The sequence below is a fragment of the Desulfovibrio faecalis genome, from assembly GCF_053570625.1.
The window spans coordinates 251,942-276,657 of sequence record NZ_JBRBQR010000001.1 but is presented as its reverse complement, the minus strand read 5'-3'; the positions used below and the strand labels follow the sequence as shown (position 1 = coordinate 276,657).

General features: G+C 57.1%; 26 protein-coding genes. 7 read left to right on the top strand and 19 right to left on the bottom strand.

Translation table 11 applies throughout. The annotated features are described in order from the left end of the window. Positions 1–78 precede the first annotated feature (78 nt). From ACUZ79_RS01145 to ACUZ79_RS01090, 12 genes are all read right to left on the bottom strand, one after another. Positions 79–753 (bottom strand): site-2 protease family protein, encoded by a 675-nt coding sequence (locus tag ACUZ79_RS01145; protein WP_449250442.1) that lies wholly within the window; start codon positions 751–753, stop codon positions 79–81. A 43-nt stretch (positions 754–796) separates the two neighbouring features. After that, entirely contained in the window at positions 797–1,105 is a 309-nt protein-coding gene (locus ACUZ79_RS01140) for a hypothetical protein (RefSeq protein WP_240823246.1), read from the bottom strand. Between the two features lie 9 nt (positions 1,106–1,114). After that, positions 1,115–1,555 carry a C-GCAxxG-C-C family protein gene (locus ACUZ79_RS01135; RefSeq protein WP_240823245.1) on the bottom strand — a complete coding sequence of 147 codons (441 nt, stop codon included), beginning with the start codon at positions 1,553–1,555 and terminating at the stop codon, positions 1,115–1,117. A 9-nt stretch (positions 1,556–1,564) separates the two neighbouring features. Beyond that, positions 1,565–2,545, bottom strand: coding sequence for a hypothetical protein (locus ACUZ79_RS01130; RefSeq protein ID WP_449250441.1), 981 nt, complete (start codon positions 2,543–2,545; stop codon positions 1,565–1,567). 103 nt (positions 2,546–2,648) lie between these two features. Further along, positions 2,649–3,119 carry a ribonuclease HI gene (rnhA, locus tag ACUZ79_RS01125; RefSeq protein ID WP_192113110.1) on the bottom strand — a complete coding sequence of 157 codons (471 nt, stop codon included), beginning with the start codon at positions 3,117–3,119 and terminating at the stop codon, positions 2,649–2,651. A 215-nt stretch (positions 3,120–3,334) separates the two neighbouring features. Next, the gene (locus ACUZ79_RS01120; RefSeq protein ID WP_449250440.1) at positions 3,335–4,570 is read right to left on the bottom strand and encodes a M20 family metallo-hydrolase; all 1,236 of its coding nucleotides are present in this window, start codon (positions 4,568–4,570) and stop codon (positions 3,335–3,337) included. A gap of 90 nt (positions 4,571–4,660) precedes the next feature. Next, a complete protein-coding gene (gene ilvC, locus ACUZ79_RS01115; protein WP_449250439.1) occupies positions 4,661–5,653 on the bottom strand; it encodes a ketol-acid reductoisomerase in 993 nt (330 codons plus the stop codon). 28 nt (positions 5,654–5,681) lie between these two features. Beyond that, on the bottom strand, positions 5,682–6,452 hold the full coding sequence (allE, locus tag ACUZ79_RS01110) for a (S)-ureidoglycine aminohydrolase (RefSeq protein WP_240823241.1): 771 nt from the start codon (positions 6,450–6,452) through the stop codon (positions 5,682–5,684). 120 nt (positions 6,453–6,572) lie between these two features. Next, complete coding sequence (locus tag ACUZ79_RS01105; RefSeq protein ID WP_240823240.1) at positions 6,573–7,301, bottom strand: amino acid ABC transporter ATP-binding protein; 729 nt, start codon at positions 7,299–7,301, stop codon at positions 6,573–6,575. Beyond that, on the bottom strand, positions 7,282–7,938 hold the full coding sequence (locus tag ACUZ79_RS01100; protein WP_240823239.1) for an amino acid ABC transporter permease: 657 nt from the start codon (positions 7,936–7,938) through the stop codon (positions 7,282–7,284). Before ACUZ79_RS01100 ends, ACUZ79_RS01105 begins: the two co-directional genes overlap by 20 nt. Next, positions 7,935–8,603, bottom strand: coding sequence for an amino acid ABC transporter permease (locus ACUZ79_RS01095; protein WP_449250438.1), 669 nt, complete (start codon positions 8,601–8,603; stop codon positions 7,935–7,937). The genes ACUZ79_RS01100 and ACUZ79_RS01095 overlap by 4 nt, the downstream gene beginning before the upstream one ends. A gap of 195 nt (positions 8,604–8,798) precedes the next feature. Beyond that, positions 8,799–9,602, bottom strand: coding sequence for a transporter substrate-binding domain-containing protein (locus ACUZ79_RS01090; protein WP_449250437.1), 804 nt, complete (start codon positions 9,600–9,602; stop codon positions 8,799–8,801). A gap of 152 nt (positions 9,603–9,754) precedes the next feature. Between ACUZ79_RS01090 and ACUZ79_RS01085 the strand changes: the two genes are divergently transcribed. Further along, entirely contained in the window at positions 9,755–10,492 is a 738-nt protein-coding gene (locus ACUZ79_RS01085) for a FadR/GntR family transcriptional regulator (protein ID WP_449250436.1), read from the top strand. A 116-nt stretch (positions 10,493–10,608) separates the two neighbouring features. On the opposite strand, the gene ACUZ79_RS01080 is transcribed toward ACUZ79_RS01085, so the two are convergent. Further along, positions 10,609–12,351: a HAMP domain-containing methyl-accepting chemotaxis protein gene (locus tag ACUZ79_RS01080; protein ID WP_449250435.1), complete on the bottom strand. Its 1,743-nt coding sequence runs from the start codon at positions 12,349–12,351 to the stop codon at positions 10,609–10,611. Between the two features lie 541 nt (positions 12,352–12,892). Here ACUZ79_RS01080 and ACUZ79_RS01075 point away from each other — a divergent pair. Continuing rightward, entirely contained in the window at positions 12,893–13,153 is a 261-nt protein-coding gene (locus tag ACUZ79_RS01075) for a helix-turn-helix domain-containing protein (RefSeq protein WP_240823234.1), read from the top strand. 90 nt (positions 13,154–13,243) lie between these two features. On the opposite strand, the gene ahcY is transcribed toward ACUZ79_RS01075, so the two are convergent. Together ahcY and ACUZ79_RS01065 are read right to left on the bottom strand one after the other, a co-directional pair. After that, positions 13,244–14,665, bottom strand: a complete 1,422-nt coding sequence (gene ahcY / locus ACUZ79_RS01070; protein WP_449250434.1) for an adenosylhomocysteinase — start codon at positions 14,663–14,665, stop codon at positions 13,244–13,246. Between the two features lie 72 nt (positions 14,666–14,737). Continuing rightward, positions 14,738–15,661 carry an ArsR/SmtB family transcription factor gene (locus ACUZ79_RS01065; protein WP_192113100.1) on the bottom strand — a complete coding sequence of 308 codons (924 nt, stop codon included), beginning with the start codon at positions 15,659–15,661 and terminating at the stop codon, positions 14,738–14,740. Between the two features lie 159 nt (positions 15,662–15,820). Here ACUZ79_RS01065 and ACUZ79_RS01060 point away from each other — a divergent pair, with 159 nt between their 5' ends. Both ACUZ79_RS01060 and ACUZ79_RS01055 read left to right on the top strand, forming a co-directional pair. Further along, positions 15,821–16,330, top strand: a complete 510-nt coding sequence (locus ACUZ79_RS01060) for a DUF721 domain-containing protein (RefSeq protein WP_449250433.1) — start codon at positions 15,821–15,823, stop codon at positions 16,328–16,330. A 351-nt stretch (positions 16,331–16,681) separates the two neighbouring features. Beyond that, positions 16,682–17,059: a hypothetical protein gene (locus ACUZ79_RS01055; RefSeq protein ID WP_022658986.1), complete on the top strand. Its 378-nt coding sequence runs from the start codon at positions 16,682–16,684 to the stop codon at positions 17,057–17,059. 235 nt (positions 17,060–17,294) lie between these two features. Here the strand turns inward: ACUZ79_RS01055 and ACUZ79_RS01050 are convergent, their stop codons facing one another. Genes ACUZ79_RS01050 through ACUZ79_RS01040 form a run of 3 tightly spaced genes read right to left on the bottom strand, consistent with a single transcriptional unit; the run spans position 17,295 to position 20,238 of the window. Next, complete coding sequence (locus ACUZ79_RS01050; protein WP_240823231.1) at positions 17,295–18,590, bottom strand: TRAP transporter large permease; 1,296 nt, start codon at positions 18,588–18,590, stop codon at positions 17,295–17,297. A gap of 11 nt (positions 18,591–18,601) precedes the next feature. Beyond that, the gene (locus tag ACUZ79_RS01045; RefSeq protein WP_225530006.1) at positions 18,602–19,084 is read right to left on the bottom strand and encodes a TRAP transporter small permease; all 483 of its coding nucleotides are present in this window, start codon (positions 19,082–19,084) and stop codon (positions 18,602–18,604) included. Between the two features lie 53 nt (positions 19,085–19,137). Next, entirely contained in the window at positions 19,138–20,238 is a 1,101-nt protein-coding gene (locus ACUZ79_RS01040) for a DctP family TRAP transporter solute-binding subunit (RefSeq protein ID WP_449250432.1), read from the bottom strand. Positions 20,239–20,667: 429 nt separating this feature from the next. Here ACUZ79_RS01040 and ACUZ79_RS01035 point away from each other — a divergent pair, with 429 nt between their 5' ends. The 3 genes from ACUZ79_RS01035 (at position 20,668) to ACUZ79_RS01025 (ending at position 22,412) form a co-directional block, all read left to right on the top strand. Further along, positions 20,668–21,072, top strand: a complete 405-nt coding sequence (locus tag ACUZ79_RS01035) for a thioesterase family protein (RefSeq protein WP_240823229.1) — start codon at positions 20,668–20,670, stop codon at positions 21,070–21,072. Between the two features lie 100 nt (positions 21,073–21,172). After that, complete coding sequence (locus ACUZ79_RS01030) at positions 21,173–21,715, top strand: NADPH-dependent FMN reductase (protein ID WP_449250431.1); 543 nt, start codon at positions 21,173–21,175, stop codon at positions 21,713–21,715. Positions 21,716–21,797: 82 nt separating this feature from the next. Beyond that, a complete protein-coding gene (locus ACUZ79_RS01025; protein WP_449250430.1) occupies positions 21,798–22,412 on the top strand; it encodes a YkgJ family cysteine cluster protein in 615 nt (204 codons plus the stop codon). A 108-nt stretch (positions 22,413–22,520) separates the two neighbouring features. On the opposite strand, the gene ACUZ79_RS01020 is transcribed toward ACUZ79_RS01025, so the two are convergent. Then, the gene (locus ACUZ79_RS01020) at positions 22,521–24,665 is read right to left on the bottom strand and encodes a hypothetical protein (RefSeq protein WP_449250429.1); all 2,145 of its coding nucleotides are present in this window, start codon (positions 24,663–24,665) and stop codon (positions 22,521–22,523) included. Between the last annotated feature and the right edge of the window lie 51 nt (positions 24,666–24,716).

Genomic DNA, 24,716 nt, shown 5'->3' with positions numbered 1-24,716 from the left:
CAAGCCTCGTTGTGCGTGGCGCGTTTGCCAGCGGGTGCGGCCATACCTAAGAAAATGCATTCTCAAAGGCAAGGTTGCCTAAATGATGCCCAGCAGCGACAGCAGGCCAAGGGCGCTGCCGCTGACCAGCGGCCCAAGCACAAGCCCAAGCGCCCCGGTGAACAGCAACAACAAAAGAATGACAAATCCGTAACGCTCCACACTCAGGTAACGATATGCGGTGGTTGGAGGCAGAAAATAGGCCACAACCTTGCTGCCGTCCAGCGGAGGAATGGGCATCAGATTGAGCCAGCCCAGCCCGAAATTAATGATTACGCCAGTCTGGATGGTCTTGAGCGCAAAGACGTAACTTGTGCTGTCCATCCATTGTTGCGGCGGAAAAACATGCAGCACGGCCCACAGCAGAAGGCCAAAAAGCCCTGCCAGCAAAAAGTTTGTGAGCGGCCCGGCAAGGGCTACCAACATCATGTCTTTTGCGGGATTGCGGAAGTAACGGGGATTGATTGGCACTGGCTTGGCCCAGCCGAACACAAAGGCTCCAGAAAGGCTTGTCAGCACAAAGGCCAATAGGCCCATGGGGTCAATATGCGGCAGGGGGTTCAGGGTCAGCCGCCCCATAAATTTTGCGGTAGGGTCGCCGCAGCGAAAGGCCACCCATCCGTGGGCCACTTCGTGCAGAATGATGCCCAGGAGAGCGGGTACAGCGGCTACAGCCAGGGTGCTCAGCACCTGGGAAAGGTCTAGGTTCAGCATATGTTGCGGGTACCATTTTCCTCTTGGCGCGGCAAGGTCGGGCCTAGCCCGAGGAGGCTACCTTGCGCACCAGCAGATCGTCGTCAGGCCAGATGTGGCGGTCAGGCGTAAGCAGCTGGCCGTTGCGGGCCACAAGGGCGGTTTCTTCAGCAAGGCCAAGGGCTGCAAGCAGCTGGCGCGAGGTCTTGGGCCGGGGCAGGGAAAGGTATTTTTCTTCCGGCTGCACCAGTACGGTCACGCGTGCGCCCGTGTGTTCCGGCTTGACCACCTGAACATGTGCGGCGTGCACGGCGGGGGCGGCTGCGGCCTCGGTTGCCTGGGTATCGGTAGCCGGGGTGGCGGTGTCAGTCATGCAATACTCCTACAGATATTTTTCGAGCAGCGCGCAGGTATGGCAAACCAGCGGCGCACAGGTTTTGATAAAAAGGTTGTTCTGTTTAACCGCTGCCATGCCCTCGGGCGTGGTAAGGTCATGCCCCAGAACCCCCCGGCACTGCAAGCTGCCGTGAGCCTTGGCAAAAGCCTCGGTAAAGGCATCGCGCCGGGCGTAGAAAGCCTCTTTTTGCGGGCGCGGGCATGGGCCGTTGGGGCCGTGCATCATGCCTATGACCATGAGCGAGCCGGAAACGCAACCGCACACTTCGGCCTTGCCCATGCCGGAGCCGAAGGCCGAGGCTATGCGCAGGGCTGTGTCTTCCGTCAGGCCAAGCCTGTCTGCAAAGTGGGCCAATACCTGCTGCGCGCAGATAATGCCCATATTGAAGTCTTCTTGCACTTCTTCAAGCTCAGGAGGGGTTCTCATGCTTTGTCCTTATGTGCAGAAGTAGTAAACAAGGGTCACAACGGTCATACTGGCTGCGCGCAGCCCCTGATTGGCGAGGATAAGCCGTAGGGCCAGCGCCGGGCGGAAAAAGCCCGCATAGGATGGCAGCTGGTGCCGTATGGCCCGCATGGGTGTGGAAAGGATATTGCCCACCATGAGGGCCAGCACCACATCGCGCGGCGAAAGCCCGCCCGTTTGCAGCACGCTGCCCGCTGCGCCAAGTGCCGCGCCAAGCTCCGCCGCTAGGTGCAGCACAATGATACCCATGGCCTGCGGCTTCAAAAATGAGAGCCAGCCCATGTGATCGGCCAGCCATGCTTCTGCCAGCGCAAAATAGCCGTAGCGCTGCATGCAGAACATAAGCACGTAAATGGGCGCCGTGAAGTATACCAGCTTGGGAAGACGCCGCAAAAAGCGCCGCCAGGCCTTGTTCAGGGCTTCGCGCCAGGAGGTGCCCGCCTGCTTGATGTTCTGGCAGGCAATACAGCCCGGCGGTGGCGGCGGCAGCAGCCAGCGTGAAAGCACAACGGTAAAGCCCGTGCGCCCTGCGGCGGCAATAAATGTAAGCCCCACGTACACCAGGGCAGGAGTGCCCAGCACCGGCCATGTGAGCAGAAAAATGGTGGGCGTGTGCACAAGATAGGCTGGCAGGCTGTTGAAAAGGTTTGCCAGCATAAGCTCGTTGCTCGAAAGCTCGCCCAGGTTATGGCTGTCAGAAAGCAGGCCGTTGGCGGCGGCGGGGGACACAAAGGCCAGCGAAAAACTCGCGCCCGCAACTTCGCGCAGATGGGCGGCCTGGGCCAGAGGCGCGGCAAGCCGGGCAAGATGGCGCGTCCAGCGCAGGGCCTCCAGCAGGTTTGCCACAAGCAGGCCCACCGCCAGCCCCAGCAGCAGACGCAGCAAGGGCCAGCCCAGGGAATGCCAGAGGCTTGCGAGTGTGAGTGCGGTATCTGGGGAAGTTGCTGTCATGCTGATGGGCTTGGCGCTGCCGGAAGCTGAAATGCGGAACAGTCAAAGATTGGTGCGCCCCTGCGGTTACATCCGCAAGGGCAAAAACAGGGGTTCATCGTGGCTAGGGATTATAGCCCGTGTCTGGGGGCAGATCCCTGCGGCCAGCTTCTGCGCGGGCCAGAACGTCGCAACGTTCGTTTTCAGGGTGCCCGGCATGGCCTTTCAGCCAGCGCATGCGCACCTTGTGGGTGGAAAGCAGGGGAAGCAGGCGCTTCCACAGATCCACATTGAGGGCGGGTTTTTTGTCGCTCTTGATCCAGCCCTTTTTCTGCCAGCCCCAGACCCAACGCTTTTCAATGCTGTCGCACACGTATTTTGAGTCGGAGTAGAGCTCGACTTCGCAGGGGCTTTGCAACTGGCTCAGGGCTTCCACTACCGCCAGGATTTCCATGCGGTTGTTGGTGGTCAGCTTGTAGCCTCCGGCAAATTCCTTGCGGTAGTCCTGATCGTCAAGTTTGAGTACGGCGGCCCAGCCGCCGGGGCCGGGATTGCCCAGACATGAGCCGTCAGTATGAATGGTCACTTTCTGCATTGTAGTCCTTTACGCGGGTTCCTGCCGAAGTTGTTCGGCGAGCGGCAAGCATACACGGCAAAGTCTTGCTGGGCAATGCGCCTCTTGGGGCAGGGGGAGGTCGTTTCCATCCTGGCAGAAATATCCCTGGATGGCTTGCGGCAGAAATGAAAATGCGAGGGCGCAGGGGAGGAGAAAGACCCCTCCCCCGTAAAATTTTGTGGATTGAAATTGCCTTAGCCGGGCTCGTTGCCCGTGCGCATCAGGCAGTGCAGCAGCACGTCCGCGCCTGCTGCGCAGTCTTCCCATGAGGTATTTTCTACTTCGGCATGGCTGCGGCCCCCCATGCTGGGCACAAATATCATGGCTCCCGGCGCAACCTGGGCAATATAGATCATGTCGTGCGATGCTCCGGAGACCATGTCCAGGCATGGGAGGTTAAGGCTGGTCGCGGCCTCGCGCACCATCCCGCGCAGGCGCTGGTCAAAGGGCACGCGCGAAACCTGCCAGATGCGTTCTGGCGTTACCTGACACCCCGCCTGTTGGGCTGCCTCTGTCAGCGCGGCCTCAATGCGCTGGCACACGTCATCCGTGGCGGCTTCGTCCCAGCCGCGCACGTCGATGGTGAACTGCACATCCCCGGCAATGACGTTGCGTGAATTGGGGGAAGCATGCACTTCGCCCACTGTGGCCACCACCTGACCGGAGTCTCGGGCAATCTCGAAAATGCGCGCCGCCATGAGCGAAAAGGCGTATATGGCATCGTGCCTGCTGGTCATGGGCGTTGGCCCGGCATGGTTGGGCACGCCCTGCACGCGCACATTGTACCAGCGCAGGCACACAATGCCCTGTGGTATGCCGATGGGGATGCTTTTCTCTTCCAGCACAGGCCCTTGCTCTATGTGCAGTTCAAAGGCCGCATGCACAGGTCGGGGGAAGTAACTGGAATCACCCCGGAAGCCGATGCGTGTAAGCTCCCCGCCAAGGGTAAGGCCTTGCTGGTCTTTGAGGGCATACATATCTTTCTGCGCCAGCTTGTCAGCCCATACGCCGGAGCCAGAGCAGCCGGGGGTGAAGCGGGAACCTTCCTCATTTGTCCAGTCGGCTACCACCAGATCGCGCAGCAGGGTTACGCCCGCATCGCGCAGGGCGTTCACAACCTCCACGCCAGCCACAACGCCCAGCATGCCGTCAAAGCGTCCGCCGAGCGGCTGGGAATCGCCGTGAGAGCCTGTCATCACCGGGGGCAGGGTTCTGTCCTTGCCCGGCAGTACGGCAAAGATGTTGCCCATGCCGTCCACATGGATCTCACAGCCCAGCTCCTGCAGCCATGCGCTGAGTTGCTGCCGGGCATCTTTGTCTGCATCGGACAGGGCAAGCCGGGTGACGCCGCCGCCCTCAGTTGCCCCGAATGCAGATATTGCTTCCATGCGGTTTTGCAGCCGCGCTTTGTCTACACGCACAGAGTTCATGCCTTCTCCCTTGGTTCAGGCTCTATTCATTCGGCGGGGGCACGGGCCGTCATGCCGTGGCCCCAAGATACCCCCGCCAGCGGCGGATACCTATGACATGCCGAATTTGTCGCGGAACAGTTTACCGGTGCGCTCCATGTCCGACTCGGCCCAGGTGCGGCGCATGCGGTTGAGGGTGGGCATGCCCAGATTGAATTCGTTCAGCCAGTTGCGGGCAAAGATGCCTTTTTCCGTTTCTTCAAAAATCTGCTGGATGGCGTCTTCGTTGATGACGCGCGGGCCGGATGTGCGCACGGCAAATTCGCAGGTGCGGCTGGCCCGGCGCGTGAGGTATTCTTCCACGCCCACCTCATCAATATCGTCAATGATGGAACGGATGGAGCGCACAGCCTTGGCATAGGCGAAGGAAGCCGGATAGCCGTTATCGGTCATGACCTTGTAGATGGAGCGCATGAGCTGGATGGCACCGCCGTAAAGCACCTGTTCTTCAAAATTGTCGCCCTCGGTTTCGTGCTGGAACGAGAGCTTGATCGTGCCCACGCGGGTACTGCCCACGCCCTTGGCAATGGCAAGGGCCGTGGCGGCGGCATGACCGCTGGCGTCCTGATCAACTGCCACAGCGCCGTAGATGCCCGAGCCTTCCTTGAACTTGCGGCGCACCACCGGGCCGGGGCCGTTGGGTACAAACAGGATGACATCCACATCCTTGGGCGGTTTGATGGTGCCGTAGAGTATGGCAAAGCCGTGCGCAAAGCTGAGGGTCTGGCCGGGGCGCAGGTGGGCGTGGATGGAAGAATAGTACACGGCGGGCTGGGCCGGGTCTTGCAGCAGGATATGGACGATATCCGCCTTTTTTACGGCCTCCTCGATGTCGTACACGGCAAAGCCGTCGGCCTCGGCGTCCTTCCAGCTGTTGTGCACGGTTCTGTCGCCTACGCCCACAATCACGTTGATGCCGCTGTCGCGCAGGCTTTTGCCTTGTGCCTTGCCCTGGCTGCCGTAACCGATGATGGCAATGGTCTTGCCGTGCAGCACAGAAATATCAACGTCTTCGTCCCTGTAAATTTCGCCAAACTGTGACATGGTATATCCTTGTTGAAAAAGCGGGAGGCTAGAGGGCCACATCGCGGTTGCAGTCTTTGGAGTAGATGTACGTGAGCCGTCCCCTGCCAGTGGCGTATACGGCCTGTGGGGTATAGGGGCCAAAGAAAATGAAATCTTCCTTCTGCACCTGAATCCACTCGGCCCCCAGCAGATAGATGCCCTCGCCCTCCAGCAGATAGGCCCCGTGCTCCTGCACGTGGGTTTCCACAAAGGGATGGCAGCCTGCTGGGTCAAAACTGAGGGTGTGCATGTTCATGTCAAAACCAAGATGGGTGGGCAGCAGATCGCGGATAAACACGTTGGCCATGTCTTCGTAGATGCGCTCTTCCATTGTTGCGGTATTGCCGAATACTACTTCGGCCTCGTGGCCCGGCAGGGCGATGTAACGCTGCTTGTAGAGCAGAAAGCGCACCGGGGCATTGGTGGTGTTGGTAAATTCAAGGCTTTTGCCAGCGGGTGCAAACACGTAGCCGCCGGGGGCCAAGGTGTGCTTTTGCCCGCAGGTGGCTGCGGTCAGCGCGCCTTCGCCGTCCATGACATACAAAAAGGCCTCCACGCCCGGCTCTTGCGCAAAGGGGGCAACGGTACCCCCGCCGGGCAGGGCGGTTCCTACATACTGCACAAAACTCGCGCCCAGTTTGGGGGAGGCAATGATGGACATGTAGCATCCTTCAATGCCGGGTATGACGTTGCGCACCCGACCTTCCGGCGGAATGACCGCATATTCGCCGGGCCGGATGACCGCCCGTGTTTTCAGCAAACCCTCTGGATAAGCCATGTTTCCTCCTTGAGCAGATTTAGTTTTGTTTGCCCAGACCGGGCACAGCGCGCCGGTCTCCGCAACGGGCGTTCGCATGGGCGGACGCCGGAGCAATTTTTGATAAATTGCCCATAATGCTTAGTTCACCGTCTGGATGAACGAAGCCAGTTCTGGAGTGCCGGGCTTGGCAAAAAGCGCCTTGGGGGCCCCGGCCTCATGAACCTTACCCTGGTGCATGAATACCAGTTTATTGCCTACTTCACGGGCAAAGCGCATTTCGTGAGTGACCATGATCAGGGTCATGCCTTCTGCCGCAAGCTTGCGCACAACCTCAAGCACTTCGCCCACCAGCTCGGGATCAAGGGCGGAGGTTATTTCATCGCACAGCAACATCTTGGGGCGCATGGCAAGCGCCCGGGCAATGGCCACCCGCTGCTGCTGCCCGCCAGACAACTGATCGGGAAAGGCGTTGAATTTGTCGGCAAGGCCCACCCGCGCAAGCATTTCTGCGGCAAGCTTCCGCACTTCGGCTTCGGGCTCTTTTTTGACAATACGCGGGGCCAGCATGACGTTTTCCCCCGCTGTAAGGTGAGGAAAGAGGTTGAACTGCTGAAAGACCATGCCCACCTTGAGCCGCAGGGGGCGCAAGTCGTTTTCAAGCCCATGGACACGATCGCCGTCAATTTTCACAAAACCCGCATCAAAGGTTTCCAGCCCGTTGAGAATACGTAGAAACGTGCTCTTGCCAGATCCGCTACGGCCAATGACGGCCACAACGTCGCCTTCTTCCACCGTGAGGTTGACCCCACGCAGCACCTTGGTTTCACCGAACTGCTTGTGCAGTTCATCAACGACGACCAGCGACATGGAGCCTCCTTTCGATGCAGCGGGCAAAGGCCGAAAGCGGGTAGCACATGAGAAAATACCCCGCAGCCACAAGGCCGTAGACCAGCAGCGGCCTGAATGTTGCGTTGGCGATCATGGTTCCGGTTTTGGTTATTTCCACAAGGCCGATGATCGAGGCCACGGCAGTTCCTTTGACGACCTGTACTGAAAAGCCCACAGTCGGGGGGATGGCTATGCGCAAGGCCTGGGGCAGAATGACGTGACGCAGCTGCTCGTAACGGTTCATGGCAAGGCACGCCGATGCCTCCCACTGACCCTTGGGCAGCGCCTCAACGCATCCGCGCCAGATTTCAGCAAGGTACGCGCTGGTAAAGAACGTAAGGCCCAGCGTTGCGGCGGCCAGGGGCGAAATATCCACCCCAAACAGTGCCAGCCCGAAAAAGATGAGAAAAAACTGCATAAGCAGCGGCGTATCCTGAAAAAACTCAATATACGTCATGGCCAGAGCGCGCAGCTGGGCCTTGGGCGAAATGCGCACAAAAAGCACAATAAGGCCCATGACTCCGCCAAGAGCGAAAGCGATGGCAGACAGGGCAATTGTCCAGCCAGCGCCCGTAAGCAGATGGCGCAGCATGTCCCAGATAGAGAAGCTGATCATGCGCGCCCCCTGCGGATGCAGTGTTTGCCAAAGGCATGCAGGCTCTTGCGCACGGCGATGGCCAGAGCAAGATACATGAGCGTGCTGGCGAGGTAGACCTCAAAGGCGCGGAACGTGCGGCTCTGGATGAGGTTGGCCTCAAAGGTCAGCTCCTCGGCGGCTATCTGCGAACATACCGAAGACCCCAGCATGACAATGACAATCTGGCTGCACAGGGCGGGCCACACAGTTTTGAGCGCCGGGCGCAGAATCACGTGGAGCAGGCATTGCCAGCGGCTCATTGCCAGGGAGTCTGCGGCTTCAATCAGGCCCTTGGGCACAGCCGCCACGCCAGCCCGGATGATTTCTGTCGAATATGCGCCAAGGTTGACGACCATTGCCAGCACGGAGGCTTCCCATCCGTTCAGCCGTACCCCAAGGGCGGGCAGGCCGAAGTATATGAAGTACAATTGCACAATAAAGGGCGTGTTGCGGACGCATTCCACATAGGCGGTAAAAAACGGGTGCAAAAAGGGCAACCGCCACTCGCGTGAAACCGCTCCCAAAATGCCCACGGCAAGGCCCACCGTGGCGCTGACCGCCGTGAGGGCCAGCGTCAGGGCTGCCCCCTGAACCAGCAATGGCCAGTTTGCCGCAATGGGCTCAAAGGTAAACTGATAGGCCATGGCTGTTCCCCTAACGGGAGGTCGCTCTATGGGCGCCTCCTCCATACGTCCTGGCTGCTGCGGCAAAGTCGCTGTTTTGCAGCTTTGCGAGGTTGCCGCCGCCAAATCATGCCGTTATAACCTTGCGGTCTTACCGGTAAAGATTTGGCAACAATGTGTTCCTCGCGGTCCTTTTTTTGCAAGTCGCAGAAATTTTTAAAAATCCTGCGGCAGGGAGGTGTGCAGCCATGTTTGCGCAATGGCTTCAAGCTGCCCGTCCTTCTTTGCCTGGGTGATGATGTCGTCCACAGCCTTTTGCAGTTCCGGCTCGTTTTTGTTCAGCCCGATGTAGCAGGGCGAATTTTTGATGAGGAATTTGACTTCCAGATGCTTGGATGGATTTTGTCCGTTGATGGAGGCAGCCACAACGTTGCCCGTGGCAACCATCTGCACCTGGCCGGAAAGATAGGCGGCGATGGTTGAACTGTTGTCCTCAAAACGGCGAATTTCTGTGGATGCGGGCGCAATCTTGGTCAGTTCCATGTCCTCAACCGCACCACGGGTCACCGCGATTGTCTTGCCTGTCAGGTCTTCAGCTGTGGCGACCTTGAGATCGGCGGGGCCAAATACGCCGTTAAAAAAAGGCGCGTAGGCCACTGAAAAGTCGATGGCTTTTTCGCGCTCGGCATTTTTGCCCAGTGAAGAAATGACCAGATCAACCTTGCCTGTGGTAAGGTAGGGGATGCGGTTTGTGCTGGTTACCGGCACAAGCTTCACCTTGACGCCAAGGCTTTTTGCAATAAGCCGGGCAGTATCGATATCGTAACCCACAGGCTGCATGTCTGCGCCCACAGAACCAAAGGGGGGGAAGTCCTGCGGAACAGCAATGGAGATAACGCCTGACTTTTTTATTGATTCAAGCGTGTTGCCCGTTTGTTGGGCGTAAAGGGATTGCGGCAGGGCTGCGGTCAGCAGCATGACGGTCAGGATGAAACCAAGGCGGCTGAGAAAAAATTGCATGACGTCCCCCGAAGAAAATGTTTGAGTGAGTCCGGAATTATCCACGTTTTGGTCAATTTCTGGTAAGACCGGTAAAAAATGATTGCGCGTATTCTACAAATTTGTCAACATGGGTAAACGAAAAATATTACTTCTACAATTTGGTGGAAACTATGTGCCCTAAATTACAGGAAAAGTTTGAAGAAGCTACAAAAATGTGGAAGTCTAGCTCGGAAGAAGCCGCTGAAAGCATTTTGTCAATGATTTTAGATAATAACTGGCAAGAAGGGCATAAACTGCCCCCACAGCGCGCACTTGCGGAAACTCTGGGAGTCAGCCGTCCCACGGTACGCGAAGCTCTGGTTATTTTGGAGACCATGGGCAAGGTGAGCATTCAGCCCGGCAAGGGCGTGTTTCTGGTGACGCGTGCGCAGGAGAGCCTGCCTGGGGCGCCTGTCACGTGGTTTGACCGGTCATTTATTGCGGGTAAAGAAACGCAGATTTTTCAGTTCAGGCATGCCATAGAACCGGCCATTGCCGCCCTTGTGGCCCTGAACGCCACGCAGGCCCAAATTGACGACATGGCAGCCATGCTGGACGACATGAAGCAGGCCAGTGTGCGCGGTGACGTGCAGCTTTTTGCCCAACTGGATTTCGCCTTTCACACCCAGATGATTGAAGCGGCTAACAACCCCTTTTTCATTGAGGCCATGCGCCCGTTTTTTGATCTGTTTTCTGAAAGCCAGCGTTTGCCTTTTTCTAATCAGGAAGGGCTGGTGGAGACCATGCGCGAACATGCGGCACTGCTGGAGCATCTGCGGACACGGAACTCGCACGGGGCGCGTTTGGCCATGGAAGAGCACGTTGTCGCCACAGCCGCCAGAGCTGGGGTGCGTATTTCCTCTTGGTGAGGGAGGGCGAGCCTGGGCGGCGTAAACGGGGGTTGGGAAAATAGCGGGGTGCGACAGGGCCCAAAAAAGGCGGCCCTGCGTCTGCAAGGCCGCCCCGAGACTGCGTACAGCCAGAGTTAGGAATTCTTGAGCTGTGTTATGATGCGGGACAGGTTCTGGGCCTGCGCCGCCAGCTCGGAAACAGCCTTGCTGGCCTCGCCCATCGCCTGTGATGTTTCAGACGCAATGGTATTGACGTGCTCCACCGAGCGGGCGATCTCTTCAGAAGAAGCGGACTGCTCCTCGCTGGCGGTGGCGATGCTGCGCACCTGATCAGCGGTCTGCTCCGCAAGGCTGAGAATTTCCGCAAGCGCGGCACCGCATTTTTCCGCAAGATCGGCAGCAAGGTTTACCTTGCCCACGGCCTGATCCATGCGCCTCACGCCTTCATTGGAGCTTTCCTGAATGGCCTGAATGGCCTTGCCCACATCCTGGGTGGAGGACATGGTCTTTTCCGCCAGTTTGCGCACTTCGTCTGCCACAACGGCAAAACCACGGCCTGCCTCGCCAGCGCGCGCTGCTTCAATGGCTGCGTTGAGCGCCAGCAGGTTTGTCTGGTCGGCGATGTCCGAGATAACAGTCATAATTTCGTTAATGGCCTGTGCGTGGACAGAAAGAGTGTCCATGTTGGTTTTAAGGCCTATTGTTTCGGCCTGAACCTCGTCCATGGCTCGCCGACACTTTGTGGTTACATCATCGCCCTCCTTGGCCTTGCTTTGTGTGGAAGCGGACAGGTTTGCTCCGGCTCCGGCGTTCTTGGCAACTTCAATGACCGTGGCGTTCATTTCTTCCACTGCCGTGGCAGTGTCCGCAATGCGGTGTGCCTGTTGCTCTGCGCCGTGTGAAGACTGCTCGATCTGGGCGGAAAGTTCTTCAGAGGCTGATGCGATGACGTTGACCACGCCTTCAAGCTGGGTGGCGGCGTCAAGCAGGCCTTCCTTGCGGGCTGTTTCTGCGCGCGCAGTGGCTTCTTCGGCCACAATCTGGGCCTTGCGGGCCTGTTCCGCTGCTTCCTGAGCCTTGCGGGATTCTTCCTTGGCGTGGTCAATATGGTTCTTGAGTGCCGCAACCATGGCTACAATGGATTCGTATACGCCAGCCTTTGGGCTGCCATCGTCAATGTTGTAGTCGCCATCCACAACCCGCTGGGCGATAGTGTTCAGTTCGCCGGGGTCTTTACCGAGCTGTTTGTGGGTGCCACGCAGGATGACAACCGCAGTGGCGGTTCCCGCGAGAACAGAGGCCACCAGCAGGCAGATGACCAAAAGTTTGGACGAGGAATACAAGTCATCACAGCCTTTGCTGGCGGCCAGGCTGCCTTCCGTGTTTATGCGGACAAGATCTTCCAGGTATGCGGTGGATTTTTCAAAAATGGCCCGCGTTTTGCCACGTGTGAGGTCACGCGCTTCTTCCAGTTGCCCCTTGTTGGCAAGCATTACCACATCTTTGGAAATATCCATGTAGCTCTGCCACTCGTGCAGGAAGCCCTCGTATGCCTTCTTCTCTTGGGCTGAAGCAATGAGCGGGGCGTACTGCGACTTATTCTTCTCAATGTCTTTGAGTGTAGCTTCCATTCTGGCCTGATAGCGAGCCCTGTCTTGTGCTTCTGGACTGCTGGCAAGCTGCACCTGGGCAAGACGAAAATCTGATGTATTTACGTTGAGATTCAAGACATATCTGGTGGAGGGGAGCCAGTTCTGATTAATGTCTGCTGTGCCGTCATTGATCTTTGACATTTGCACAAGGCTAAAAAGCCCAAGGGCAATTGTCAGAGCCATTAAAAAACCTGCCATCAAGGATAACTTGACACTCAACTTCATGATGCTTCTCCACTGTGATAAGATCTGTTTAGGCGTTTCGCTCAATCTTTTGTTAAAATTTTAATTAAATGGAACGCAGGGTTGATTTTGTATAAATTTTCCTGCTACCATTTTAGTTTATCGGCTTAGTATCATTTTTACATAGGTATAGATTACTTAAGTGTAAAAATGTATAAATACATAAAAATAACATTGAATTAAATTATAAAATTAAATTACAAAATATTATAATAATAAAAAGAACCTAAGTTCTATTTTGTGTAAAATAATAAAGTAATAATTTTTTTTTGGTCAACATTATCTACAAAATAAAACAGCTACTATGAGAAGTAGTTAGGCTGTCTGTAAAGTAATTGCTTCCGTAGATAATAATTCAAGCCCCTATTTTGGGGGGTTATGAAACTAAAATTGAATTGCAGTAAAGAAATAATGTAGAGGGATTATGTGACCAAAAAGCACGAAACAGCACGGATACTTGCCCCTGATATAGATGGTAATATACTCCCATGTCTAGTCAAGAAAATTCCGTTATAGTAATAGGATGGAAAAATATCCTTATTTAAATGAAGCAGTTGCAAATATTCTGAAGGGCAGACGTGAAGCTCTTGGCATGAGCAAGCGTAAGTTGTCTGAGCTTGCGATGATAGAAAGGGCTTACATTACCGGATTGGAAAATGGTAAGTGGAATGTGTCATTGAATGTTTTGTTCTTTTTAAGTGAGGCGCTTGAAATAAAACCTGATGCGTTTATCCGGTTAGTTATAGATGAAGCTGAAAGCATTAAAAAAAGTAAGGATTTATGATGGTGATCTTCCCCTTTTCAGGACAGTACAACAAGAAAAAGCCGGAGCTTTGCTCCGGCTTTTTCTTTCTGGAATGTTCGCCTTGCTGGTCTAGTAGCGGTAATGGCTGGGCTTGTAGGGCCCTTCAACCTTCACGCCGATGTACTCGGCCTGCTCGGGGGTAAGCGTGGTAAGCTTGACGCCAAGGCGGGCAAGGTGCAGACGGGCCACTTCTTCGTCCAGTTCCTTGGGAAGAGTGTAAACCTTGTTTTCCAGCGGTTCGGAGGCGAGCTTGAGCTGGGCAAGGGTCTGGTTGGTGAAGCTGTTGGACATGACAAAGCTGGCGTGCCCGGTGGCGCAGCCAAGGTTAACCAGACGGCCCTCGGCCAGCACAATGATGCTGCGGCCGGACTTGAGCGTCCACTTGTCCACCTGCGGCTTGATGTTCAGGCAGGTAATGCCGGGAGTGTTTTCCAGGTAGGACATTTCAATTTCGCTGTCGAAGTGGCCGATGTTGCACACGATGGCCTCGTCCTTCATGGCTTCCATGTGGGCGCGGGTGATGACGTGGTAGTTGCCGGTGCAGGTCACATAGATATCGCCCTGGGGAAGGGCGTTTTCAACCGTGGTGACTTCAAAGCCTTCCATGGCAGCCTGAAGGGCGCAGATGGGGTCGATTTCCGTCACCAGAACGCGAGCGCCAAAACCGCGCATGGATTGGGCGCAGCCCTTGCCCACATCGCCGTAGCCCACGACCACAACAACCTTGCCTGCCACCATGATGTCGGTGGCGCGCTTGATGCCGTCAGCCAGGGATTCGCGGCAGCCGTACAGGTTGTCGAACTTGGACTTGGTGACCGAGTCGTTGACGTTGATGGCCGGGAACAGCAGGGTTCCGGCGGCTTCCAGCTGGTAGAGGCGGTGAACGCCGGTGGTGGTTTCTTCCGAAACGCCCTTAACCTTGGCGGCAACCTTGTGCCAGTGCTGGGGGGATTCCTTGAGTCGCAGCTTGAGTCGGTCAAGAATGCACTGAAATTCCTTGTTGTCGGTCTTCTGGTCAAGGATGGAGGGGTCGTTTTCCGCTTCATATCCCTTGTGGATCAGCAGGGTGGCGTCGCCGCCGTCGTCCACGATAAGGTCGGGGCCGCTGCCGTCAGGCCAGGTGAGGGCCATTTCCGTGCACCACCAGTAGTCTTCAAGGGTTTCGCCCTTCCATGCAAAGACCTTGGCCATGCCGCTTTCCGCAATGGCGGCGGCGGCGTGATCCTGGGTGGAAAAAATGTTGCACGAAGCCCAGCGGATGTCTGCGCCAAGGGCGTGCAGGGTCTTGATGAGCATGGCAGTCTGAATGGTCATGTGCAGGGAGCCGGTGACCTTGAGGCCCTTGAGGGGCTGGGTGGGGCCGTACTTCTTGATGCATTCCATGAGGCCGGGCGTTTCGCGCTCGGAAAGCTGCATTTCCTTTTTGCCAAAGTCTGCCAGGGAAATGTCGGCCACTTTGTAGTCAAGGGTAAGGTCAAGGGGCTTAATCATTGTTTTCTCCTATCCGCAATTTTGTTGTTGTCGGTAAAATCATGGGAAATATGAGCGCGCTGCGCCAGGTTATCAGCGGGCTTCGGCGCTGAGCAGAAGCATGGTCATGTTTCTGTTCACCTGCATGTGCTTGCAGTGCAAAACCGCAAAGCCAGCCGCAGCCAGATCAAGGCCAAGCTGCTGCTCGTCAAAGCCAAGCCAGCGGTCACCGTAGCGGGAGCGCATGGTTTCATCGGCATGGCGTTGAAAATCGGCCACAAAGAACCTGCCGCCCACCGCCATGATGCGCCGGATCTCGCGCAGGCCTTCAGCCGGGTCTGAAAGATGGTGCAGTACAAGGTTGATGCAGGCAAAGTCCGCCTCGTGGTCGCGCAGCGGCAGGTGGCTCAGTTCGCCGATGCGCAGTGAAACTCGGCCCTCGGCCAGATCCTCCGGTGTAAAGCGGCGGCGGCAGATTTCAAGCATGCGGGCGGAGCCGTCCACACCGATGACCCCTTGGGCCTTGGGCAGCATGCGCGCAAGCACCGCGCCCGTGCCGCAGCCGAGGTCTACAGCGGTGCCGCAGCCGTCAGGCATGGCATCGCAAACGGCCTCGGCCAGATCAAAGCTGCCAAGAACCTCGCGGTTCAGCTCGTCCCAGTCTTCCGCAATGGCGTTAAAGAACTGGCGGGTTTTAAGCGCGCGTTCTTCAAGAATCTGGGCGGCCATATTAAGGTCTGCCCGCATGGCTGCGTCCGGGTGGACAAAGGGTGTGATGGCGCGCAAAAAATCAAGTTCTTCGCCCGCGCGCGGCGTGGCATAAAAAACCCACAGGCCATCGCGGCGCGAGGTGAGCAGCCCTGCCTCGGTAAGAATCTTGAGGTGACGCGAAACACGCGATTGCCCCATATCAAGGATACTGACCAGCTCGTTGACCGAGAGTTCGTAATGCAGCAGAATATGAACCAGCCGCAGGCGGGTTTCATCCGACAGCGCTTTGAAAAATAAAAGTGCCATTATCTGTCCAGTTTCAGTAAATCAAATTTGATTGATGTAAGTATCAATATATCAGCATATAGTCAATATGTTCACAGCAGGCATAGGCAGTAGCTCGCGTCCAGCAACACCAAAATCCCGGCTAGGATCAGGGCCGCTGTCTGTTTTTAAGGAACGATAATGGCCGTATTCCGCAAACGACAGAAAGATTCGCAACCCGTACACGCCATGGAGGTCATGGCCTCTGTAATGGCGGGGCTTGGCGCTGCCCCCGGCCAGGGGGAAACGCGGGCGCGTTTGCAGCAGCTCTGGCTCAACTGGGGCATGGTCATGGGGCCTGATCTTGCGCCTCTGGCGCGGCCTATGGGGCATCATCGGGATGTTCTGCTTATAGGGGCAGAGGATGCCATGCTGGCGCAGGAGCTGCACCTTATGGCGGCCGAAATGCTGGAGAGGGTCAATGCCTTTATGGAACAGCCCTTTTTCAGCGCCATAAAGGTCAGCCTGCTCATGGGCAAGGCTGGGCTGGACAAGGCCGCAACGCGGAAAACGGCAAGTGCGCATAAGCCAGCCCCCCGGGCACGAGCACCAGAACCCCTGTGCGCTGATGGCGTGTATCTGGAGGCAATGGATCCTGCATCTCCGGTGGCGAGAGCCTATGCGCGCTTTATCCGGCGGCGCGCCCGCTAAGCTCAGGCGGTCAGGCCCGGCGAGGAGCCGCAACCGCAATGCGTGTTGAGAACAACGGGCGCTCCAGACAGAAAAAACAGCCTGTGAGCACCCTTGCCTTCCCCCTCCGGTTTTATTCATGTCAGGTACGGCTTTCCATTTTCTTTAGGGTAAACCGCAAAAGAAAACATATCTTTTTTAGATATATATATCGATATGTTATAAATTTTAAGTGCACTTTGCGCATGCGATTTTGTTGTTCGCTTGCTGCGCTTTATTGACAACGCTTCTGGTGCGGTGCTAGTTTTCCCCAACGTTAACTGGGGATTTTTGTGGCCATTGTTTGATGGTCTGAGCCTGCGGAGGGAATGAATGGACGTGCAGAAAACCATGGAAGACATTTGCCTGAAACAGGACAACGGCTGCGACTTTGCTTTTTGCGGTCGTCTTTTTTCGGAATGTTCCTGGTATGACGAATCGCTTGGCACACTTACCCGCCAAAAGCTGTATGTGACTGAAAGCAATGAACAGATCTATTACATTGTTCGTTCCAGCGGGCAGGAGCGCAGCCGTCATGCCTACAAGCTGTTCATGCGCGGCGATGTGTGCGTGATCCACAACGGCGTGACCGAAATGGCCCTCCAGTTTGACATGCTCATGTTGGCAGTGCGCGGCTTGTGCGGCCTTGATTCTGGCGCGACGCCTTCGCTCTCCATGGTTGAAGAGATGCTCAAGGCAGCCAATGCCTGATTTTTCCATATAGCCGCAGTCACCGCGTACGCGTTGGCGGCAGCAACCTCCACATGAAACGGCCCTCTTTGCGAGGGCTTTTTCATTTTCTGCTTTCCAGATGTCTTGGCCCACTCCCTAACCGTATGTTGCGGGAGGCTTGGCAATGACTTGCCCGGTCTTTGGGGGGGGCTGAAGCCTGGCTCCGCATTGGTGCCCGACCCCAAATCACGGATGGGCCGGGCACCGTGTTTCATCAATACAGGCCCAGCAGCTTGGGCATAAAGGTTGAGAGTTCCGGGAATGCGGTTATGACAGCCAGGGCAAGCAGGGCAGCGCCAATGAGCGGCAGGGCAGCCTTGCTGATCTGCTCCATGGTCAGGCCGCTGATCTTGGCCCCTACGTACAGATTAACCGCAACAGGCGGCGTAACCTGCCCCACGGCAAGGTTGGTTGTCATCATGATGCCAAACCATACAGGGTCCCACTGAAAATGCGTCATAATGGGCAGCATGAAGGGCAGAAAAACATAGTAGATGGAAATGGCGTCCAGCAGCATGCCCGCAAGCAGCAGGATGATGTTGATCATGAACAGGACAACCCAGGGATTTTCTGAAACGCCCAGCAGAACGCCAGAACATTTTTCTACAAGCCCCACGGTTGATCCCACCCAGGAGTACAGACCCGCGCATGTAACCACAATCATGACAACAGCTGTTGCCTTGACGGTTTCGGTGAGTATTTCGACCAGCATCGCAAGGCTGTTGATGGTGCGGTAAATGAAGACGCCCACAAAGAGGCCGTAGAAGATGGCAACCGCAGCGGCTTCGGTGGGGGTAAACACGCCGCCGTAAATGCCGCCCAGAATAACCACCGGGGTCATGATGCCCCAAAAAGCCTCGCGCAAGGCCTTGCTGACAGGCTGTTGCCGCTCCTTGCCCTTGTATCCGTGCTTGCGGGATATGAGCAGCACAGCGCCCATAATGAATATGGCAACCACAACGCCGGGGATAAAGCCCGCCGCAAAGAGTGCAGGCACAGAAACATCCGCAACACCGCCATAAACGATAAAGGCAATACTTGGCGGAATGACAATGGCAAGCCCGGATGTAACGGAAACCGTTGCGGTGGCAAAGGCTTTGTCATAGCCGGCTTTGGCCATGCCGGGAATAAGAATAAGGCCCAGCGCAGCAACCGTAGCAGGGCCGGAGCCGCTCACCGCGCCCCAGAAGGTGGCAACCGCAACCGTGGCGACTGCCAGCCCGCCTGTCATGGAGCCGACCAGCGCTTCCATGAGCGCCACAATGCGGGCGGCAATGCCTGCACGCTCCATTATGTAGCCCGCCAGAATAAAGAAGGGGATGGCCAGCAGGGGGAACTTGGCTATTCCTGCAAAAAAATTGTAGGAAAGCATGTTAAGCCCCATATCCCACTTCCACACCACAGCGAGGGCGGAAAAGCCCAGCGCCAGAGCAATGGGCACCCGCAACAACAGGGGGATGATAAAAAGCGCCAGCAGCCAGAATGCGGGATCGTGTAACAGGGAGTCCATAGTCCCGCCTCCTAAAAGTTGTTGGCGCGCTGGTCCTCAACGGCCCTTTGCGCAATGCGGAAAATGATCAGCAGGGAAAACGCGGGCGTGGCGATGGTGTACCACCACACCGGAATCCCCAATGCTTCGGAAGTAGCCTCAAGGTCGATTTCGTCCAGAACTTCGGTGAGTCCTGTCCAGAACAGAGCGCCAAAAAAGCATACCGCCAGCAGCACGGATCCCCAGTAGCAAACGCGGCGAAAACGCCGGGGCAGGGCATCGTACAGGGCGGTCATGCCGAGGTGTCCGCCTTCGCGGAATGCCCGGGCTGTTCCCAGCATGGTTATCCAGACAAAAAAATTGATGGTCAGTTCTTCTGTCCAGGCAAAAGAAAAAGAGGTGCAGTAACGCACTACCACGTTGATAAAAGCAATGGCCGCCATTGCAGCCAGCATGAACGATCCCAGGTAGTCCTCAAACCGTCTGTCCAGCAAACTCCACATGTTCTTGCCCATCCCTGAAAAAGCCCCCTCCTGAGCCTTAGGCTGCAAAAGGGGGCTGTTTAATGCTATTTCGCAGCAGCCATGTCCTGCTCTGCCGCTTTGACAAGATCGGGGCCGATCTTGGCTGTCCAGTCATCGCGCACGGCCTGTGTGGCCTTGAAAAACTGCGCGGTCTGCTCCGGGCTAAGACGTGTTACCGTCATGCCATGCTGCTCAAGGCAGGCATAAGGATCGGTAATTTCCGGGAGCTTGCCGATTTTTTCAAGGTAGGCCTTGGACTGCCCGTCATCCATGCCCAGGCGGGAGAGCGCCTTGCCGTACAGCTCCATTTCCTTGGCGCAAGCCAGCAGAATCTGCTGATCTTCAGGCGAAAAGCTCTTCCACACGCCGGGATTCGCGCCCAGCATCAGGGGGTCAATGACGTAGTGCCAATCGCAGAGGAATTTGTGATAGTCCCATATTTTCAGGGGAATGTTGATGCCGTTGGTGGGATTTTCCTGCCCGTCCACAACGCCCTGCTGAAAACCCGTGGTGGCTTCGGCCCAGTTCATGTTGACCGGGTTTGCGCCCATGGCACGAAACGTATCGATAAAGATCGGGCTGCCCACCACGCGAATTTTCAGGCCCTGCATATCTTCAGGTTGGGTGATGGGGCCTTTGCTGGTGGTCATTTCGCGGTAGCCGTTTTCGCCCCATCCGAGGATTTTGACGCCCTTGCTTTCAACGGCGGCGATCAGCATTGCACCAGACTTGCCGGAGGTAACGGCGTCTATGGCTTTGTAGCGGTCGGGCTGTACAGCCATGAGAAAGGGCAGGGCTGTGAGGTTCAGTTCCTTGATCTGCGGCGACCAGTTGATCGGGGACGCCAGAGCAAAGTCAATGGCGCCATTGCGCAGCATGAGAAATTCGGAAGTCTGCTTGCCTGCCAGCAACTGGCTGGAGGGGTAGACCTTGATATTGATGCGCCCGTTGGTGCGCTCGTGCACCAGTTCCGCAAAGCGGGCTGCCGTGAGACCCCACCCGGATGTTGCGCCGGGTACCACGCTGAGTTTGTATTCCGCCTTGTAGGCCGCCGCAGCTGCCTGTTGCGGCAATGCGGTCAACACGCCGCCCGCCAGCAGGCAGACGAACACAACGCCCCATGTCCAACGCAAAAAGCGCTTCATAAAACGGACTCCTCAAAAAAAGGTGAACGAAAAGGCCTTGCTCGCAAAGAGTTACGCGCAAAGAACAAGAAAGCCGCGCCGGTTGGAGCGCGGCAGCTTTGTCCTGAAAACGAGATCCTTAAGGCAGCCTTGTGGGCCGATGGACGCCGGCAGGTGTTGCAGTGGGGCTTGTGGCCGGGCGTTGCCGCTGCAATGTACCCTCGGTAAAAAAAGATCACGTGCAAGGTTTTGGTAATGATGCCAGAGTTATGCTTGGGGGTCGAGATTTTTTTAAGCGGCAGCATCATGCTCAATGGGCATATTCAGGGCGCGGGGCAATCGTGTTGAAAGAGGGCAGCAAGTCATCTATCATCCAATAAGAATAAAAATACGCATGGTAGTTGCCGTGAGCGCAACCCATGCGCAATGTTAAAAGCCAGCGAGGCAGGCATGAGCAATACTATTACGCCCGGCATGAACGGTACGGCAGAAACCACGGTTACCGAGGCCATGCTGGCAAGTACTGTGGGCAGCGGCAAAGTAAGTGTTTTTTCCACCGCCATGATGGTGGCCTGGATGGAAGGCACAGCCGTGGATGTGGTGCAGCCGCACCTCGAAGAAGGGCAAACGACCGTAGGAACCGGCATCAACGTCAGCCATGTGGCAGCGACGCCGCAGGGTATGAAGGTGCGTTTTACTGCGGAAGTAACCGCAGTTTCCTCCAACGGCAAAGGTCTGGGTTTCAAGGTTGCTGCCTATGACGAGACAGGGCTGATCGGCGAGGGTACGCACGAGCGCGTGGTTGTGAACAAAGATAAATTTGAGAGCAGAACCAGGGACAAGGCAAAAGCCTGATGAAGAATCTTCCGTGCGGAATTTCGGCGGCAAGGCATATGGGCTTTTGCGTAAAAACACAGTAAACTACTCGTGTCTATGCAACCCTTAAGGAGTAGTTATGGGCAACCTTACCTTTGTTGGCATATCGGGCAGTCTGCGCAAGGCTTCGCGCAATACCGGGCTTTTGCGGTGCTGCGCAGCGCATCTTCCTCAGAACGTACGCCTTGAAATTGCAGATATTTCCGCTTTGCCGTTCTACAACGCGGATATTGAAAAACCCGCAGTGGCGCAACGCCTCATTGATCAGGTGAGCGCAGCGGACGGGCTGGTTCTGGCCTGCCCCGAATACAATTATTCTCTTGCTCCCGCGCTGAAAAATGCGCTGGACTGGCTCTCGCGCGAAACCGACCTCGCCCCCCTTACAGGCAAAACCGCCTGCATCGTGGGTGCTGGCGGCGGCATGGGCACATCGCGGGCGCAGTACCATCTGCGTCAGGTATGCGTGTACCTGAACCTGCACGTACTGAACAAGCCAGAGCTTTTTTCCAACGCTTTCACTCCTGCCTTTGCCGATAACGGCGATGTGCAGGATGAAGCCCTTGCGAGTCAGGCAACGGCCCTCATGCAGGCCATGACCGATTGGACGTTGCGGCTGAAGTAGCCCCCTATCTGCCAGCCCCGTGGACAGACCGCTGCTTCGGCAGTGGTTTTCTGCGGGGCTGCACGTTGGCAAGGAGTGGGAAATGGCTGCCAGTCCGGGAAAAGACGCTCAGCGCTTCAGGTACAACAACCGCAGGTTTGAGCGCATGCCGGGCATGAGTCTGCTGCTGGACGCGTATGCCCTGGTGGATTGCGACGTAGCGGAATCCATCGCGCTCCAGAAGCAGCCGCCAGCCTGCGGGCCGGGGTGCTGTCAATGCTGTATCCAGCCCATCCCTGCAACCCCACTGGAAATTCTGGCCTTGCGCCTTTTTGCGGAGCTGGAGCTTCTCCCCTCCAGGCGGAACGCTCTCAAAGCAGCCTTTGTGCTGTTCCACGGGGCGCGGACAACTCTTGGGGGTGCCTGCCCTTTCCTGTTGGAGAGGAGCTGCGGCGCTTATCCTGTGCGTCCGATTGCGTGTAGGCGCTATGTAGTTTTCGGCCAGCCATGTAAAGCGGGCGAGGATGCCACTCAGACCCGGCCTGTTGATGTGCTGCATCCTCGTCAGGATGCCATGCAGGCAGCCTTGCGGCTCACATTGCCCTGGTACAGGGAGCGCTACTGCCTGCCGGAACACATTACAGCGGAGGAAACACAGGCTTTCTTTCGCGGCGTCACCACGGTTTTGCAGGCCGTGCCTTGGGCAAACTACGCCTGATCAAGCTGACCGCCAAACCACGCCAGCCTACCCCGGCCACCAGCTCAGGCCAGTTAGACCAGCCTTGATCGGCTCCTGCGCCTGCGTGCGTTTGCACCGTCCGGCTGGTCAGGGTTTTGACAATTCAAGCCGGAGCATGGGACCGTTGTCCAGGCTCACAAAAAGGCCCAGCGGCACATTGACAGCCGGACTCACCGGCACTGCCAGATACTCACCGACCTTCCAGCCTTCAGCCATGAAGTGGATTTGTTCACCTGCCAGCGCGTCCAGTATTTGCTGATAGGCGGAGCCTCCGGCGGCGCTGTCTGCAAGCATCTGCCGCTCCAGGAGATGTGATGCAGCAAGCCGTTGCAGGAATACGGGCATAAGCCTGCGCCAATCCGTTTTGTTGAGCCGCAAAACCGCAATGCGTTCAATCTTTGAAATATCCTGTCCGTGAAGCACCAGCCACAGATCGCTGAACGTGGTGGTAGTCGCTGTGAGGTGCGCGTTTGGCGGCGCGCCATTGGCGCGCACCAGCCATGCTGCGTCAATTCCCGCATCATGCAGGCCTTGCGGCAAGCCCAGCGTTACTGGCTTTTGCGCGGCCATGTCCGCAGGTGCCTCCAGCGCCGCCACGGCTGCGGCGGCCACGGGCGGTGCGCTGTATACGCCGCCGAGGCCAAACATCCAGGCTGCCCAGAGGTTGGGCCATGTTTCAGGCTGCGCGGGCAAGGCCTCATCCATTTGCACAGGAAAGACTGTCGCCGGAATACTGCGCTGCACCACAGGCAGGGGCAAATTCTTGTCTATGGCTCGCTTGCGTGCGCCGGGTCGGTAGATTTCGCCAAGCAGGCCGAAGCGCGGCGGCGCATCTTTTGGCTGGGCGGCATTGCCCACGGCCTGCAACGTGTCGTAGCGTTCCTGCAATTGCAGCCCAAGGTGGAGCATGCTGCCGTTGGCGGCATTGGTCATGGTGTTGCGCCAGTTGGAGCTGCTGGCAAGCAGAGCCAGCAGGGGAATAAGCAGCGCAGCCATGAGCGCCCGATGGGGCAGCCGCGCCAAGGCGCGTTCCACAGAAGGGGACGCGTTCAGCAAACCCCACAGGGCAAAGCCGCCGGCATAGGCTGAAAAAATGGTCAGACCTGCGGGCAGCTTGCCAGTGGAGCTGATGGTCACATCACTGAAGGCATGCACCACGGTGAGCAGGGCTGAAAGTCCCAGATACGCTGCCACGGCCAGAATCGCCATCAGCAGGCCGGAACGCGCAGTCCCCTTGCTCACGATGGGGCATTGCCCGCGCATGCCGCGCAGCACAAGCACCAGCAGCAGAACAGCCCACGGCCATAGCCCGTCAAAAAACCAAAAGGCCACCTGCCGCCATTCGTCAACAGCTGCGGCAAGCTGGCGTAGCTGTACGTCTGTGCCGATATGGCGGGCAGCCCTGCGTACCTGATTGCCCGGAGCAAGAAAGGAAAACAGCAAAGCCCCGAAAACCCATAACCACAGAACGCTTAAATGGCGCAGCCGGGTGCGGGCGTTTTGCGTGGCATCTGGTTCCGTTTCCCGTCTTGCAAAACGATCCGCAAGGGCAAGCAGAACTGCAACCGTACATGCCGCCAAAGACGCCAGCGCCGAATGCTCAAACACACCAACCGTCAGTAGGCCCACAATGATGGCCTGACGCCGCGCCTTGCGGGCCTCGGCTGCCGGGGCGGCCCACAGGCGGCAGAGCATCCACAGAAAGACAAGAGTCATGGCCTGCAAAAGGCCCATGGTGAGGGCATCTGTCAGCAGGTAGAAGTTGGGCAGGCTCTGGTGACCGGCAAACACCACAAGCACGCCCAGCAATCCACAAAAAGCAGCAGGGCCACGCCGTATGTGTACCACCCGCGCGAGGCCGAACAGGCCAAGGCCGAACAGCGACGCCACGCCCGCGCACACAAGCCCGTAAAGGGGGCGGATTTCCCCTGCCTTGCCCAGAAAAACCGCCAGGAAGTGGTAGGTGTAGCGCCCGCTCCAGGTCAGCCATTCGCGGGCAACTTCATACAGCCCGCCGGGCAGATCAAAGGGGAACATGGCCCTGGTGACTTCATCAAAGTCATCCCCGCGCGGAAACAGAAAGCCAAAGGCATAGGCAAAGGGAAGCAGCAAAGCCACAACCGCCACCCACCAGCCCCAACCGGGGGCAGGCAACGTAAAAGTATCCGCCTTAAATTCGGGGGCCGGGGATTTACCGCTGTGCGCGGGGCAGGAATCGGCAGGGTGCGCCATATGCTGACAGACCTTGTGTTTGCGCGGGAGGCCCCGGAACCGGAACCCCCC

Bases quoted from the DNA above. Each gene is read 5' to 3' on its own strand.
- ACUZ79_RS01035 (WP_240823229.1), top strand. From the start codon at position 20,668: ATGAGCAATACTATTACGCCCGGCATGAACGGTACGGCAGAAACCACG.
- ACUZ79_RS01105 (WP_240823240.1), bottom strand. From the start codon at position 7,301: ATGTCGCTGGTCGTCGTTGATGAACTGCACAAGCAGTTCGGTGAAACC.
- ACUZ79_RS01095 (WP_449250438.1), bottom strand. From the start codon at position 8,603: ATGGCCTATCAGTTTACCTTTGAGCCCATTGCGGCAAACTGGCCATTG.
- ACUZ79_RS01130 (WP_449250441.1), bottom strand. From the start codon at position 2,545: ATGACAGCAACTTCCCCAGATACCGCACTCACACTCGCAAGCCTCTGG.
- ACUZ79_RS01140 (WP_240823246.1), bottom strand. From the start codon at position 1,105: ATGACTGACACCGCCACCCCGGCTACCGATACCCAGGCAACCGAGGCC.
- ACUZ79_RS01080 (WP_449250435.1), bottom strand. From the start codon at position 12,351: ATGAAGTTGAGTGTCAAGTTATCCTTGATGGCAGGTTTTTTAATGGCT.
- ACUZ79_RS01025 (WP_449250430.1), top strand. From the start codon at position 21,798: ATGGCTGCCAGTCCGGGAAAAGACGCTCAGCGCTTCAGGTACAACAAC.
- ACUZ79_RS01065 (WP_192113100.1), bottom strand. From the start codon at position 15,661: ATGGCACTTTTATTTTTCAAAGCGCTGTCGGATGAAACCCGCCTGCGG.
- rnhA (WP_192113110.1), bottom strand. From the start codon at position 3,119: ATGCAGAAAGTGACCATTCATACTGACGGCTCATGTCTGGGCAATCCC.
- ACUZ79_RS01050 (WP_240823231.1), bottom strand. From the start codon at position 18,590: ATGGACTCCCTGTTACACGATCCCGCATTCTGGCTGCTGGCGCTTTTT.
- ACUZ79_RS01120 (WP_449250440.1), bottom strand. From the start codon at position 4,570: ATGAACTCTGTGCGTGTAGACAAAGCGCGGCTGCAAAACCGCATGGAA.
- ACUZ79_RS01030 (WP_449250431.1), top strand. From the start codon at position 21,173: ATGGGCAACCTTACCTTTGTTGGCATATCGGGCAGTCTGCGCAAGGCT.
- ACUZ79_RS01085 (WP_449250436.1), top strand. From the start codon at position 9,755: ATGTGCCCTAAATTACAGGAAAAGTTTGAAGAAGCTACAAAAATGTGG.
- ACUZ79_RS01090 (WP_449250437.1), bottom strand. From the start codon at position 9,602: ATGCAATTTTTTCTCAGCCGCCTTGGTTTCATCCTGACCGTCATGCTG.
- ACUZ79_RS01020 (WP_449250429.1), bottom strand. From the start codon at position 24,665: ATGGCGCACCCTGCCGATTCCTGCCCCGCGCACAGCGGTAAATCCCCG.
- ilvC (WP_449250439.1), bottom strand. From the start codon at position 5,653: ATGTCACAGTTTGGCGAAATTTACAGGGACGAAGACGTTGATATTTCT.
- ACUZ79_RS01135 (WP_240823245.1), bottom strand. From the start codon at position 1,555: ATGAGAACCCCTCCTGAGCTTGAAGAAGTGCAAGAAGACTTCAATATG.
- ahcY (WP_449250434.1), bottom strand. From the start codon at position 14,665: ATGATTAAGCCCCTTGACCTTACCCTTGACTACAAAGTGGCCGACATT.
- ACUZ79_RS01045 (WP_225530006.1), bottom strand. From the start codon at position 19,084: ATGGGCAAGAACATGTGGAGTTTGCTGGACAGACGGTTTGAGGACTAC.
- allE (WP_240823241.1), bottom strand. From the start codon at position 6,452: ATGGCTTATCCAGAGGGTTTGCTGAAAACACGGGCGGTCATCCGGCCC.
- ACUZ79_RS01145 (WP_449250442.1), bottom strand. From the start codon at position 753: ATGCTGAACCTAGACCTTTCCCAGGTGCTGAGCACCCTGGCTGTAGCC.
- ACUZ79_RS01060 (WP_449250433.1), top strand. From the start codon at position 15,821: ATGGCCGTATTCCGCAAACGACAGAAAGATTCGCAACCCGTACACGCC.
- ACUZ79_RS01100 (WP_240823239.1), bottom strand. From the start codon at position 7,938: ATGATCAGCTTCTCTATCTGGGACATGCTGCGCCATCTGCTTACGGGC.
- ACUZ79_RS01075 (WP_240823234.1), top strand. From the start codon at position 12,893: ATGGAAAAATATCCTTATTTAAATGAAGCAGTTGCAAATATTCTGAAG.
- ACUZ79_RS01055 (WP_022658986.1), top strand. From the start codon at position 16,682: ATGGACGTGCAGAAAACCATGGAAGACATTTGCCTGAAACAGGACAAC.
- ACUZ79_RS01040 (WP_449250432.1), bottom strand. From the start codon at position 20,238: ATGAAGCGCTTTTTGCGTTGGACATGGGGCGTTGTGTTCGTCTGCCTG.